Origin of the sequence: Rahnella sp. PCH160, from assembly GCF_047784855.1 — a bacterium.
In the GTDB taxonomy this organism is placed as follows: domain Bacteria; phylum Pseudomonadota; class Gammaproteobacteria; order Enterobacterales; family Enterobacteriaceae; genus Rahnella.
The window spans coordinates 397,507-411,850 of record NZ_JBLOGT010000001.1 but is presented as its reverse complement, the minus strand read 5'-3'; the positions used below and the strand labels follow the sequence as shown (position 1 = coordinate 411,850).

The following is a 14,344-nucleotide window of genomic DNA, read 5'->3' as shown; positions in this document are numbered from 1 at the left end:
ATATATCCAGTCGCCAGACAGAAATTACTGCTCAATACAGGCGGGGCCGTTACCGGTAACCCGCCTGTAAGAGACGACTTTTCAGACCGTACTCCGGGCCCTGTCCGGGCCCGTAAAATCACTTCAACAGGAAGTGGGTCTGCTTCACATCCTGAGAGTCTAACCCCACGAATACGTTGAACTTTCCAGGTTCAGAAGCCCATTTCAACTTGTCATTGAAGAAACGTAAATCCTTTTCATTGATCGCAAATGTAACGATTTTCTCTTCACCCGGTTGCAGGGTGATTTTTTCGAAGTTCTTCAGCTCTTTGACTGGCCGGCTGACAGAGGCCGCCACATCCTGAAGATACAACTGCACAATCGTCGCGCCGCTGACTTTTCCGGTGTTTTTCACCGTCACGCTGGCGGTCAGCGGATGTTTGATGTCCATTGTGGTGGAAGACAAACTCACGTCAGACACGCTGAAATGGGTGTAGCTCAGCCCATAACCAAACGGGAAAAGCGGGCCGTTGGTGATATCAAAATAGCGGGTGGTGTATTTATCCGGATGCTGCGGATTAAACGGACGCCCGGTATTCAGGAAGCTGTAATACAACGGAATTTGGCCGACAGCACGCGGGAAGGTCATCGGCAGTTTGCCTGACGGGTTGTAATCGCCAAACAGAACGTCGGCGATCGCATGGCCGCCTTCGGTGCCGCTGAACCAGGTTTCCAGCATCGCATCAGAGATTTCGTTTTCCCATGTTAACGTCAGAGGACGGCCGTTCATCAGCACGATGACCAGCGGTTTGCCGGTGGCTTTCAGCGCTTTCAGCAGGTCACGCTGGCTTTGCGGAATATTCAGCTCAGAGCGGCTCGAGGCTTCGTGCGCCATGCCCTGAGCTTCACCGACCACGGCAACCACGACATCGGCTTTCTCTGCAGTTTTTACCGCTTCGTCGATCATGTCCTGTGGTTTTCTCGTGTCGTTAATGACCTGTTTTTCGTAAGAATTGAGGAAATCGACCATCGCCTGATCGTCGGTTACGTTTGCTCCGCGTGCGTACAGCACCGTGCCTTTATCGCCGAGCACATCTTTCATGCCCTGCAATACCGTGACGGCCTGAGCGGCTTTACCGGCGGCGGACCAACTGCCCATCACGTCACGTTTGCTGTCAGCCAGCGCACCGACGACGGCAATCGTGCCTTTCTTCGCCAGCGGTAAGGTCTGATTGTTATTTTTCAGCAGAACCAGCGAGGTGCGCGCCACTTCACGCGCTTCGCTGCGGTGCAGACGGCTTTCGGCATTGGTGTCAGCCGGGTCGCTGGATGCCGGGCCTAAATGGCGGTATTCATCAACGAACAGACCCATGTCCCATTTGGCGGCCAGTACGTCGCGCACGGCGCGATCGATATCTTGCTGGCTGACCAGACCGTCGGCGAGTAATCCTTTCAGATACTTACCGTACATGTTGTCGGCCATGTCCATATCCACGCCCGCTTTCAGCGCCATCGCGGCCGCCTGACGATCGTCTTCGGCCACGCCATGTTTCACCAGCCCGCCAATCGCTCCGTGATCGCTGACGGTCAGGCCTTTAAATTGCCAGTCGTCACGCAGAATGTCTTTCAGCAGCCAGGTATTGGACGTCGCCGGGATCCCGTTAATGCTGTTGAGCGCAATCATCACACCACCGGCACCGGCATCAATCGCGGCTTTGTACGGCGGCATGTAATCGTTGAACATGCGGGTCAGGCTCATGTCGACGGTGTTGTATTCGCGGCCCCCTTCGACAGCACCGTACAACGCGTAGTGTTTCACGTTTGCCATCACGGCGTCGGGCGCAGACGGGTCTTTGCCCTGGAAGCCGGTCACCATTTCGTGTGCGAGGCGTGAGGTCAGATAAGTGTCTTCGCCAAAGCCTTCGGAAACACGGCCCCAGCGCGGATCACGGGTGATATCCACCATCGGCGCGAAGGTCATGTTCAGGCCATCGGCAGCCGTTTCCACCGCAGCGATATGCGCACTGGTGAAGACGGCCTGCATATCCCAGCTCGATGCGAGGCCAAGGCTGATCGGGAAAATCGTGCGCTGCCCGTGGACAACGTCATACGCATAGAAAGGAGGAATTTTCAGGCGGCTGTTTTTGACTTCATCCTGCATACGGCGGATATCAGGCTTCGTGACCGTATTAAATACCCCGCCAACTTTACCGGCCTTGATGTCCGCCATGATGGCTTCTTTTTGATAATCCGGGCCAACGGTGACCAGATTCAGCTGACCAATTTTTTCGTCAAGGGTCATTTTTTTCATCAGGTCAGCAATGAACGCATTGCGTTCTTTTACCTGATCCTGCGGGATACCCGTTGTTTCAACGGCGAGTGACGAGGCAGAGCTTACCAGTAACACTAACGCGCCAAGCACGTGATGCGTATTCATCGGAATTCCTTCAACCATAAGCAGGGATGCCAAAATAGTGAAAATTCAGCAGCCTGAAGCAAACAAAACAATGATCATTCTAAGAAAAGTATAGTGTGAGAATCTAATACGACCGTTCAACTATTAGCAATCAATAGTTTGAGGCGTCGGCACATTATCTTTTTATCCTTCGAGGCAGACTGCAATTTACAGGTAATCAGAAGGATAGGTACAAAAAGACAGTCGACGCATCGCGCAAATTTTTAAATTTAGGATTAGATGGCATTTCGCTGCGTAAATAAGCAACAAAATCGCGGCGGGGAGAATGAAAATGCGCAATAAAAAGGGCAGAACCGGAAGTTCTGCCCCTTAAAATCGTCAATAGCGATCAGAGAATAAGATTAATAGTAGTAAGACATATCGGTCGGGGTTTTGCTCATAACGTCGAAGAACACGTCTTTCGTCGTGGACCAGAATTGCGCAATCGCTTCAGCGTTATAGCTCATTCCCATGAGGCTCATCACGAAGAAACACGTCACGGTCAGGCCGATTCCGCTGCAAATAAACGCCATGGTATTGCGGCTGGACTGGCGGCAAACAATATTAAGCTGGCTGGTGCAGAACATTAAAAAGGCGCTCAGCAGTTCCCAGCGCATCATGATAAACCCGGCAGTTAAAGTACCCATCGATAAAAATCCTTACTCACTACAGCCGTTTGCACGAAGCCAAATCAGCCTGAAGGCTGTTACCGCTGGTTGGCAATGGGCTTTACTGAAGAAAATGGTGAAGTTAAATAGTGTGACGAAGATCACATTATATCACCGGATTTTCATTATGAGCAAAAAATGTTCGCTTGTAGTCATGCGAAATAGGCATAACACACCGCCATAAAAGCCCGGTGTGTTATGAAAAGGAAATAAAAACCGGATTTCAGGCGCCGTAGCCCATGACCTGAAGCAGGTGCTGCGCCTGCTGAACGGCTTCCTGACGGTGGGCGACGCCCAGTTTTTGGTACAAATTGCGGATATGCGTTTTGATGGTGGTCGACGCGACATCCAGCTCACCGGCAATCTGATCATTGCTGTAGCCGGAGTAAATTAACCCGAGCACCTGCCATTCGCGCTGAGTCAGCGGGCTGGTGCGGATAAGCTCCGGCACCTGCGGGTGGGTCAGTAATTTATTCACGAAGCCTTCGTCGAAGTGCGCAAATTTATGGCGATGGTGCTGATTAATTTCCCGCAGAATTTGCTGTGCGCGGCGCTGTTCCAGCTCCGGCAAAAGATTGAGCTGAAGCAGCTGGCGCAGTTGTTGCGCCATCATTTCCCCTTCGATAACGAAATGGCTGACAAATCCGGTGCGGTTCGCCAGCCCGAGCGCTTCAATCAGCACGCGCTGCGCGTCACTTTTGCGGCCGGTGTGCCAGTAAAGCAGGTTACTCAGCAACAGGTTACGGTTCAGATCGCTGGTCAGGCGTAATTGTCGGGCGGTCTGATTCAGTTCGTCGAGCACCACTTCTGCTTCATCAAACTGTTCCAGCAAAATCTGCACGCGGGCAATGTTGCGCCACTGGCCCTGCTGGAAATGGTTATCCGCCATGTCCGGTTTACGCGCCTGTTGCAGCCATTGCCGCGCGGCGGACTTATCCCCGATCATCTGCCAGTAAATCACCCGCGGTTTATCGGTATTGGTCATCCAGTCGATGTGATACTGACCGGTTTTGAGCAGGCTTTCACAGCGCTGTAAATGATGATGCGCATTGTCGAGCTGACCACGCGCCAGCGAGCATTTCGCCAGCATCGCCAGACACTGCAACTGTTGCTGTGGCTGAAAGTTGGTCAGTACGTCCAGCCCCTGACGCGCCGCGTCTTCGGCATCATCGAGTCGGGACCACGACCACAACAATTGCGAGCGCAGGCGCAGTAAAAATTCATGCATCGGCAGTTGTTCAAGGTGCTGCTCGCGCACCAGTTCAAAAGCGCGATCCTGCATTTCAAACGCGGCCTGCAAAAAGCCCTGAGCAATCAGAATTTCGCTCTGTTGCAGCAGCGCCCATAACGCGTAGTGATAGGCTTCGTAGCGGCGTGCGATTTGCTCGGTTTGCTGCATCAGCGGCAGCGCACGGGTTAAATCGCCTTTACAGTGCTGGATTTCACCCGTCACCGACGTGGCAACTATGCGGCTGTAATAGCTTTCATACGGCAGAAAACGCAGGGCGTCGGTGGCCAGTTTTTCGGCCTCATCCTGACGGCCATCGTTGATCGCCACCTGCGCACGCAGGGCGTCAAATTCTGCCGCCAGATCCTGTTCCATCACGATATTGCGCTGCTGCATTTCACTTTCCGCACGCACCAGAAGGGCTTCCACTTCGGCATAACGGTGCTGGCTTTGTGCCAGCCACGCCTGTAACAGCACCAGTTTCGGGTTCTGAATCAGGCAATCATAAGGCAACGCGGCGAGGCACTCTTCCAGCAGCGCCAGTTCGCTCTGATTAAACAGCGACCAGGCATGTTGCAGCAGAATATCGCGCAGCATATCGGTATCTTCCGCGCCCAGTGCATGGTGGATGGCTTCGGCCGGGAAACCCTGCGCCAGCCAGCCTTCGGCGGCCGCGCGGTGAATTTTCGGCAATTCAGCCGCCAGCTCCCACTGACAGCGCTGACGCAAAAACGTGGCAAACAGCGGGTGGAAGTTAAACCATTCGCCGGTGTCATCCATGCGGTGAATAAACAGCCCCTGTCGCTCCAGCTCTTCCAGCCGCTGCTGACCGTTTTCGCCTCCGGTCAGCCGCACAATCAGGGCGTCGTTCATCGAACGCAGCAACGAACAGCGCAGCAGAAAATCGCGGGTTGGCGCATCAACGCGATCCAGCACTTCGTCCACCAGATATTCTGATAAATGGCTGGCGTTCAGACCGGCCAGTTTGCGTGCGGACTGCTGCGTGGATTGTTGCGAAGAGGTCGTCGACTGGCGCGCGGAGAGCGCAATAAGTTGCAGCGCCGTAGCCCAGCCAGCAACGTCATCGCACAGGCGGCTGCTGTCGGCCTGATCAATCGGATCTTTAAGACGGTTGTCGAAAAACTGCTGCGTTTCCGGGTGTGTAAACGCCAGATGCGAGGCATTGAGTTCCAGCAACTGTTCGCGCACACGCATATTGGCGATGCCCAGCGGAGGCAGGGTGCGTGAGAGCACGACCAGCGAAATATTTTCCGGCTGATGGCGCAGGAAGAAACGCATCCCTTCGTGGATGGCGTCATTGGAAATGAGGTGATAATCGTCGATCACCAGCAAAAGCGGGCGATGCCAGTCGGAAAGCTCAACAAACACCTGAGCAAACAGCGCGGACAAACTCGCATACTGATGCTTCTGGCTCAGCGCCTCACTTTTGACGCAATGACCGCCGCAGGCATGCTGCACGGCGGCAATCAGATAGCTGGCAAAACGCTCGGGCTGATTATCGCTTTCATCCAGGGAGTACCAGCCGAGATCGCTTTTTCCTGCTGCCCAGTGCGCCACCAGCGTGGTTTTCCCGTAGCCGGCCGGGCTGGCAACCAGGGTCAGACGGTAATTTGGCGCAGTCGCCAGCTTCGTCAGCAGACGATCGCGAACCACTGTATTTTGCTGCCGCACCGGGCGGCTCAATTTCGACGGGATCAGCATTTTTTACGATTCTTTTGACGGTGAACAGAAGGGGCGATCTTTATTTCACAGCGTGTAATTAATCACTTTTTCTAAAGTCCTCCTTTGAAACATTGATTGCAAGAATGTTACGTTTTTACATGTCGTTAAGTTGCTCTGTATCACACTTCTTAATACAAATTTTCAGCCCTTCCCTCTGAGCGCCCGTCTCATCCGACTACGCCCCGTTTCTCCTCCCCGCCTAATCTTTGGCGGGATGATGCTGCTCATCCGGGGAAGCTTCAGCATAGTGACTATCAACATCAGGTTTTCCCACAAATTCCCGGATAAAGAGGCATGTGATGCAGGTGACTTTGGATAAGACACAGTTTTTAGCCGCGCTAAAACGCCAGTGGCAGGGATTCGGTTTACAGCAGGCGCAGGACATGACGCCGCATCAGTGGTGGCAGGCCACCAGCGGTGCGCTGTCAGAGCAACTCAGCGCGCAACCCGCGCCCGCAGCCACAAATCACCCGCAGCGGCACGTTAATTACATTTCGATGGAATTTCTGATCGGGCGCCTGACCGCGAATAACCTGATCAATCTCGGCTGGTACGACACCGTACAACAGGCGCTGAAAGAGCAGGGGGCAGAGCTGGCGGATGTGCTGGAACAGGAAACCGACCCGGCGCTGGGCAATGGCGGCCTAGGGCGTCTGGCGGCCTGTTTCCTTGATTCGATGGCGACCGTCGGGCAACCGGCGACCGGCTACGGCCTGAACTATCAGTACGGTTTATTCCGTCAGTCATTCAGCGAAGGCCAGCAGCAGGAAGCGCCGGATAACTGGCACCGCGAAAGCTACCCGTGGTTTACCCATAACAGCGCGTTGTCCGTGGACGTTCAGTTCGGCGGCAAGCTGGTCAAAAATGAGCAGGGCATTGAGCAATGGCATCCGGCGTTTTCCCTGCGCGGCGAGGCCTGGGATTTGCCGGTGGTCGGCTATAAAAATGGCGTCACTCAGCCGCTGCGTTTGTGGCAGGCCACCGACGTACATCCGTTTGACCTGACTTTATTCAACGATGGCGAATTCCTCAAAGCGGAACAGAAAGGCATTGATGCCGCTAAACTGACAAAAGTGCTGTACCCGAATGACAACCATGAAGCAGGAAAGCGCCTGCGCCTGATGCAGCAGTATTTCCAGTGCGCGTGCTCGGTGGCCGATATTCTGCGCCGCCATCATTTCCTGGGCCGCAAAATTCAGGATCTGCCGCAGTTTGAAGTGATCCAACTCAACGACACGCATCCGACGATCGCTATCCCGGAACTGCTGCGTATTTTGCTCGATGAACATCAGCTGGACTGGGACGCCGCGTGGGCGATTACCCGCCAGACGTTCGCCTACACCAACCACACGCTGATGCCGGAAGCGCTCGAATGCTGGGATGAAAAACTGGTGCGCAGCCTGTTGCCACGCCACTTCTCTCTGATCAAAGCCATTAACGCCCGCTTCAAAAAAGTGGTCGAAAAACAGTGGCCGGGCGACAAAGCGGTATGGGAAAAACTTTCTGTGCATCAGAACAAACAGGTACGCATGGCTAATCTGTGCGTGGTCAGCGGCTTTGCGGTGAACGGCGTTGCGGCGCTGCATTCCGAGCTGGTGGTCAAAGATCTGTTCCCGGAATATCACCAGCTGTGGCCGAACAAATTCCACAACGTCACCAACGGCATCACACCGCGCCGCTGGGTAAAACAGTGTAACCCGGCGTTGTCCGCGCTGATTGATGACACCCTGAAAACCGAATGGGTGAACAATCTGGACGCCCTGAAAGGGCTGGAAAGTTCCGCTGACGATACGGCGTTCTGCCAGCGTTATCAGCAGATTAAGCGTGAAAACAAAGTACGTCTGGCGGAGTACGTCAAACACACGATGGGCCTGACCCTGAACCCGGACGCGATTTTCGACGTGCAGATCAAGCGCCTGCACGAGTACAAACGTCAGCACCTGAATCTGCTGCATATACTTTCACTGTACCGCCAGCTGCGCGATAACCCGGAAATGGACCTGGTGCCCCGCGTGTTCCTGTTCGGCGCGAAAGCGGCACCGGGTTATTACCTGGCGAAAAACGTTATTTACGCCATCAATCAGGTGGCTGAAAAAGTGAATAACGATCCGCTGGTGCGTGACCGGATCAAAGTAGTGTTTATCCCGGATTACCGCGTGTCCGTGGCGGAGCTGATGATCCCGGCGGCAGACGTTTCCGAGCAGATTTCGACGGCCGGGAAAGAAGCCTCCGGCACCGGCAACATGAAGCTGGCGCTGAATGGCGCGATGACCGTCGGCACGCTCGACGGCGCGAATGTCGAGATTGCCGAGCAGGTCGGCGAAGAGAATATCTTCATCTTCGGCAATACCGTCGATCAGGTGAAAGCGTTGCAGGCCAAAGGCTACGATCCGCTGAAAATCCGTAAGAAAGACAAACATCTGGATAAGATCCTAAAAGAGCTGGAAAGCGGCTTCTTCAGCAACGGCGACAAACAGGCGTTCAGCCTGATGCTCGACAGCCTGCTCGGCGGCGGCGACCCGTATCTGGTGCTGGCGGACTTCGCGGATTACTGCGCGGCACAGCAAAAAGTCGATGCCCTGTACCGCGATCAGGACGCGTGGACGCGCAAAACTATTCTCAACACTGCCCGCGTCGGGATGTTCAGTTCCGACCGATCGATTCGCGATTATCAGCAGCGGATCTGGCAGGCGAAACGTTAAGGAGCCCGCATGGAGAACAAAGTACTGGAGCAGGCCGCCAGGGAGGCGGGTATTTCCTCTGGTTTCATTAATGCACATGGCAAGCAACAGGCGATCGCGCCGGAAACCAAGCGCGAACTGTTGTCGGCTATGGGCTGGAAGGTCGGGCATCGCCCGGCTGACACACCGGTTCCGCCGGTCAAAGTCTTTGTCTCCGGGAGCCGTCTCGCGCTGCCGGTGAGCGGCGACGGCGAATTCGGCTGGACATTGCAGCTGGAAAACGGCGCAACGCAACAGGGCCGGATCAGCGGCAAAATGACGCTGGCGCTGCCGGGCAAAATTCCCGCCGGTTACCACCAGCTGACGCTGACGCAGGACGCGCAGCAGTGGGATTGCCGGGTGATTGTCGCCCCGAAACGCTGCTACGAACCGGACGCCTTGCTGGCCGGTAAAAAGCTGTGGGGTGCCTGCGTGCAGCTTTATACGCTGCGCTCGGAAAACAACTGGGGCATCGGCGATTTCGGCGATCTCCATATGCTGCTCGAAAACGTCGCGCAGCGCGGCGGCGCTTTTGTCGGCCTGAATCCGATTCATGCGCTGTATCCGGCGAACCCGGTGGCGGCCAGCCCGTACAGCCCGTCTTCGCGCCGCTGGCTGAACGTCATTTATATCGACGTCAGCGCCGTAGATGATTTTAAGCAGAGTCAGGAAGCCCAAATCTGGTGGAACCAGCCGCTGACGCAGCAGCGTTTGCAGGCTGCGCGCGCCAGTGAATGGGTGGATTACGCCGACGTGATGCCGCTGAAACTCGAAGGTTTACGGCTGGCGTATACGCATTTCCGGGGCCGCAAAACGCAGGATCATCAGGTGAAATCGCTGGCCAGTTTCGTGAAACAGGGCGGTGAAAGTCTGTATTTGCAGGCGGCGTTTGATGCGCTGTATGAACATCTGGCGAAAGAAACGGATGTCGCGCTCGGTTGGAACCGCTGGCCGGAGAAATATCACGACGCCCGTGGCCCGGCGGTGCGCGCATTCTGCGAGCAACACGCTGAAGATGTGGCGTTTTATCTGTGGCTGCAATGGCTGGCGGAAACCCAGTTCTCCAGTTGCTATCGCACCAGCCAGCAGCAGAATATGCCGATGGGGTTATACCGCGATTTAGCGGTGGGCGTCGTCGAAGGCGGTTCTGAAACCTGGGGTGACGGCGAGCTGTATTGCCTGAAAGCCTCGGTCGGCGCGCCGCCGGACATTCTCGGGCCACTCGGCCAGAACTGGGATCTGCGCCCGATGGATCCGCATGTGATGGTGAAGCGTGGCTATCAGCCGTTTATCGATTTGCTGCGTTCGAACATGACCAGCTGCGGCGCGTTGCGTATCGATCATGTGATGACGCTGCTGCGTTTGTGGTGGATCCCGGCCGGAGAAACCGCGGATAAAGGCGCGTATGTGCAATATCCGGTGGACGATCTGCTGGCGATTCTGGCACTGGAAAGTCAGCGTCACCGCTGCATGGTCATCGGCGAAGATCTGGGCACCGTGCCGGTGGAGATCGTCAGCAAGCTGCGCGAGGGCGGCGTGTATTCCTACAAAGTGCTGTATTTCGAGCGCGATGAGGAAAATAACTTCCGTGCGCCGCAGTCGTATCCGGTTCAGGCGATGGCGACCATCACCACACACGACCTGCCGACGCTGCGCGGTTACTGGCAAAGTGACGACCTGGCGCTGGGTAAAACCCTCGGGCTTTACCGTGACGAAGACGTTTTACAGGAACTGTACGCCGACCGCGCGCGCGCACGTCAGGGGTTGCTCGACGGTTTGCATCATTACGACTGCATCCCGAAGAAAACCGGACACAAAGCCGCATTTATGGAAATGACGCCGGTGCTTAATCGTGGCCTGCAACGCTATGTCGCCGACAGCGCCTGTGCGTTACTCGGCCTGCAACCGGAAGACTGGCTCGACATGGACGCGCCGGTGAACGTCCCCGGCACCAGCGACGAATACCCGAACTGGCGTCGTAAACTTTCCTGCACTCTCGAAGAGATGTTTGCCGACGAGCAGGTGAATAAACTCATCAAAGACCTCGATAAGCGCCGCCGGAAAGTCTCGGTGAGCTGAAGACAACGGACGTGTGAAAAGGGTTTCTGCCAGTGCGGGGGAACCCTTTTTTGTGCTTTGGACTTCATCCATCTGACTTGCCTGAGATCCACGCCAAACCCTGCATTTCCCCTCATCAAAAAGGGATTAAAGAAATAAAAAATGAAATCGATTAATAAATAACAGGCTTTGCAAAATATTATTCTGTCAGCAGGGATTATAACGGTGATCACAATAATGATATAAAGTGGTTATAACGTAATGTAATTGTCACGCAGACATGATTTAATTATAGGTGCTGTTTTTATCCGATAATTGTTATTAAATATTTCTGTTTAAGACAGCATTGAATTTACATTTGATTGCATTACAAACAATCTGCGCGTTAATTAATCTTTAATATACATTTTGTTTTCCTGTGTTACATTTAAAAATAATAATGTCGAATTAGTAGCCCGTATATATCTTTTTCTTATAGGGAACTTTCTGAATTTTCACTTTGTCGCCCGTCTTACCTATGTTAATTATTTATACGCGGCGCAAGACCGCTCACACATCACATAAATAATAATGACAGGGTAATAATGAACAATTTAAAAGCGTCAATGTTAATTGGCGGTGTCGTGCTGTCGGCTTTATCGGCAAGTGCGCAGGCCGAGATTACTGTTTTAGATAAAAATCCTCAGAGTAATTCTTTGCTCGCACCGTTAAGTTTACAGGTCGGCGGGAGTATCCGTCCTGAGTGGATTTTCAATAACGGTGAAGAGCCGGGCTATTATAAAAATGGTCATGACGGCGGCACGCGTTTCCGTTTCCGTGGTGATTATAAACTGACGCAAGACACCTCGATCATCGCTTACTACGAGCTGGGTGTGGACATGGCGCACCTGCTGGGCATGGACGGACACTATGAAGACGGTGCACGCCGCGATACTCAGCGTCAGTTATATGCCGGGTTTAAAGATGACCGCTACGGGACATTAACCTACGGTCACCAGTACGGTATTTATTATTCTGTCGTCGGGATCAAAAGCGACGTCTGGGATAACGATGGTCACGCCGGCGGTACGGGTATTGGTATCAACGGCAACTACGACGGTGCCAATAAACCGAAGAACAGTATTAAATATACCAATGACTTTGGCCCTCTGACTTTATATGCAAACTATTTGCTGCCGGAAGATCAAATCGCTGCGGGTGAAAATCAATATTACCGTCGCAGTAATGGCGGCGGTTTAGGTTTCGATTATAAGCTGACCAAAGATTTAGTCTGGAGCGCAGCCTACAGCCTGACCGATGCGACGGTTAAAGATAATCAATACAATGAAAAAGATTATCACCAGCAGCTTTCGGGTACGGCATTAACCTGGCAGCCGGGTAACTGGTATATCGTCGGGACCGGCAGTTATTACAAAGACTTTGTGCCAAGCACGCGCGCCAATCCGGTTGATCATTACTTCGCGGGCAGCGGTTATGGTGTGGAAGGTTTCGTCGGTTATACCTTTAACATCGACAAACCGTTCCTGAAATCTATTCAACCTTACGTTGCAGCCGATTCACTGCAACTGAAAGGCGGCGAAGAGTACCACGCAAACCACACCTATTTCGGTGCGGGCACCACGATCGGTTACGGCCTGTCAGTTTATGTAGAACGCACACTGGCGCATTCTACCGACGGCGAACCGGATCAGACCTGGGTTACCGTGTTCTACGATTTCTAATGACCGATTGCCTCGTGTTTTCAATTGCCAGCGCCGAAATGCGCTGGCTGTTTTATGCCCTGAATCCGCACTTATGCCGCCAGCGGCTCTTCCTCTACGGCGATGTCATCATCGGTAAACGGCAGTTCCAATGCCAGATTCAGCACCTCTAATTGTAAGCACACCCGTTTTAGTTCCACGCACTTTTTGAGATTTCCGTATTTTCGGCCATCAGCCTGTACTCTTCCGGCGTCAGGTTATTCAGAGATTCATGAGGTCGCTCGCTGTTATATTCCATCAGCCAGCGCTCTGTGATTTCCCGTACTTCGTTCAGAGTTCTGAACAGGTAAAAATCCAGTATTTCTGTCCGGTACGTCCGGTTAAACCGTTCGATAAAGGCATTCTGCGTCGGCTTACCCGGCTTGATAAATTCCAGCATCACACCATGCTCTTCTGCCCAATTCGCCAGAGCCAGTGAGATTAATTCCGGTCCATTGTCCATCCGCATCTTCAGCGGGTATCCGCGGTTTGCCACAATCCTGTCCAGTACCCGGACGACACGCTGGGCCGGAATATTCAGGTCTATTTCTATCGCCAGCGCCTCACGGTTAAAATCATCCACCACGTTAAAGGTTCGAAAGCGTCTGCCGCAGACGAGCGCATCGTGCATAAAATCGATCGACCAGCTCTGGTTTAATGCTTCCGGTGTTGCCAATGGTACCGGGTCGCGCACCGGCAGGCGTTGTTTACCCTTACGACGAAAATTCAGTTTCAGCAGGCAGTAAATCCGGTGTACACGCTTATGATTCCAGGCATTACCGTGCCTGCGAAGCACCTGAAAGAGCTTCTTAAAACCGTATCGCGGATAGCGTTCCGCCATTTCAGTCAGCGCCTGGATCACCGGCTCATCGCGACGGGTATCGGGCTGATAAAAATACACCGTCCTGCTCAGCGATAATGTCCTGCATGCCTGACGTAAGCTCATGGCAAATTGCGCCGTCAGATAGCTGACGAGCTCACGCTTTATCGCTGGTTTTAAAGCTTTTTTTCGATGACGTCTTTCAACGCGCGGCATTCCAGACTGAGGTCGGCAAACATCTGTTTGAGCCGCCGGTTCTCGTCTTCCAGATCTTTGATCTTTTTGATATCGGCGGCTTCCATCCCGCCATATTTCGCTTTCCAGTTGTAATAGCTGGCTTCTGAAATTGCGGCCTCGCGGCAGACATCTTTGACGGTCCTGCCAGCTTCGACGGATTTCAGGACGGCGATGATCTGGTGCTCGGTGAATCGGATCTTGCGCATAGCGATCTCCTCAGGGGACATAATCAGTATGTCGGAAGATCTCTAAAAGTGAATGGTTCGTTTTACCGGGATACTTACATAATCGCTCACAAAGAATAAAGCCCAGCAAGTCTTTGGCCTGCGCGTTATCCAGCGTCACGATGGCATAAGCCAGTGCGCGGCATTGATCGACGATCTCTTCCAATTCCAGCTGTGTATTGTCATAAAGGTCAGACATGGGCTGCCTCCTGGGCGGAGGTGTTGATTAAGCAGATATTTGAGAAGATATTTTCCATTTCAGTAACTCCATTGGGTGTAATTCACACTACCAACAGAGACGCCAAACTCTGGTGGTAGCTCGGGCGAAGTTGGCGTACCGATCCCAATCTTTATCGGCCAACCTTACGGTTGCCTCGCCCGAGCCACCATATTAAGGGTGAGTAAGGCCTGTGCCAATGAGAAACGCTGTTTACGCGAACTCAAGCACGATTGGGGATCCGGAACGCCAATTC

8 protein-coding genes are annotated in these 14,344 nt (G+C 53.5%); 3 read left to right on the top strand and 5 right to left on the bottom strand.

Annotation, left to right across the window (positions count from 1 at the left end; all coding sequences use genetic code 11):
- Window positions 1–118 precede the first annotated feature (118 nt).
- The 3 genes from bglX to malT all read right to left on the bottom strand — a co-directional run bounded on the left by bglX (window position 119) and on the right by malT (window position 6,052).
- On the bottom strand, window positions 119–2,416 hold the full coding sequence (bglX, locus tag ACM5QY_RS01815) for a beta-glucosidase BglX (protein ID WP_416118991.1): 2,298 nt from the start codon (window positions 2,414–2,416) through the stop codon (window positions 119–121).
- A 380-nt stretch (window positions 2,417–2,796) separates the two neighbouring features.
- On the bottom strand, window positions 2,797–3,081 hold the full coding sequence (locus ACM5QY_RS01810) for a YjcB family protein (protein WP_416118990.1): 285 nt from the start codon (window positions 3,079–3,081) through the stop codon (window positions 2,797–2,799).
- 244 nt (window positions 3,082–3,325) lie between these two features.
- Window positions 3,326–6,052, bottom strand: coding sequence for an HTH-type transcriptional regulator MalT (malT, locus tag ACM5QY_RS01805; RefSeq protein WP_416118989.1), 2,727 nt, complete (start codon window positions 6,050–6,052; stop codon window positions 3,326–3,328).
- Window positions 6,053–6,372: 320 nt separating this feature from the next.
- Here malT and malP point away from each other — a divergent pair, with 320 nt between their 5' ends.
- The 3 genes from malP to ACM5QY_RS01790 all read left to right on the top strand — a co-directional run bounded on the left by malP (window position 6,373) and on the right by ACM5QY_RS01790 (window position 12,572).
- On the top strand, window positions 6,373–8,775 hold the full coding sequence (gene malP / locus ACM5QY_RS01800) for a maltodextrin phosphorylase (RefSeq protein ID WP_416118988.1): 2,403 nt from the start codon (window positions 6,373–6,375) through the stop codon (window positions 8,773–8,775).
- Window positions 8,776–8,784: 9 nt separating this feature from the next.
- Window positions 8,785–10,872: a 4-alpha-glucanotransferase gene (malQ, locus tag ACM5QY_RS01795; RefSeq protein ID WP_416118987.1), complete on the top strand. Its 2,088-nt coding sequence runs from the start codon at window positions 8,785–8,787 to the stop codon at window positions 10,870–10,872.
- A gap of 563 nt (window positions 10,873–11,435) precedes the next feature.
- The gene (locus ACM5QY_RS01790; protein WP_416118986.1) at window positions 11,436–12,572 is read left to right on the top strand and encodes a porin; all 1,137 of its coding nucleotides are present in this window, start codon (window positions 11,436–11,438) and stop codon (window positions 12,570–12,572) included.
- Window positions 12,573–12,741: 169 nt separating this feature from the next.
- On the opposite strand, the gene ACM5QY_RS01785 is transcribed toward ACM5QY_RS01790, so the two are convergent.
- Window positions 12,742–13,853, bottom strand: a protein-coding gene (locus ACM5QY_RS01785) for an IS3 family transposase (RefSeq protein WP_416118689.1) whose coding sequence is annotated in 2 segments (ribosomal slippage) — window positions 12,742–13,592 and window positions 13,592–13,853 — 1,113 coding nt in all. Because the reading frame shifts where the segments join, the coding sequence is not laid out codon by codon here.
- Window positions 13,854–13,863: 10 nt separating this feature from the next.
- Window positions 13,864–14,070 (bottom strand): hypothetical protein, encoded by a 207-nt coding sequence (locus tag ACM5QY_RS01780; protein ID WP_416118985.1) that lies wholly within the window; start codon window positions 14,068–14,070, stop codon window positions 13,864–13,866.
- Window positions 14,071–14,344 lie beyond the last annotated feature (274 nt).

Excerpts from the sequence above, each read along its gene's own strand:
- bglX (WP_416118991.1), bottom strand. The coding sequence starts at position 2,416 with ATGAATACGCATCACGTGCTTGGCGCGTTAGTGTTACTGGTAAGCTCT.
- ACM5QY_RS01810 (WP_416118990.1), bottom strand. The coding sequence starts at position 3,081 with ATGGGTACTTTAACTGCCGGGTTTATCATGATGCGCTGGGAACTGCTG.
- malT (WP_416118989.1), bottom strand. The coding sequence starts at position 6,052 with ATGCTGATCCCGTCGAAATTGAGCCGCCCGGTGCGGCAGCAAAATACA.
- malP (WP_416118988.1), top strand. The coding sequence starts at position 6,373 with ATGCAGGTGACTTTGGATAAGACACAGTTTTTAGCCGCGCTAAAACGC.
- malQ (WP_416118987.1), top strand. The coding sequence starts at position 8,785 with ATGGAGAACAAAGTACTGGAGCAGGCCGCCAGGGAGGCGGGTATTTCC.
- ACM5QY_RS01790 (WP_416118986.1), top strand. The coding sequence starts at position 11,436 with ATGAACAATTTAAAAGCGTCAATGTTAATTGGCGGTGTCGTGCTGTCG.
- ACM5QY_RS01780 (WP_416118985.1), bottom strand. The coding sequence starts at position 14,070 with ATGTCTGACCTTTATGACAATACACAGCTGGAATTGGAAGAGATCGTC.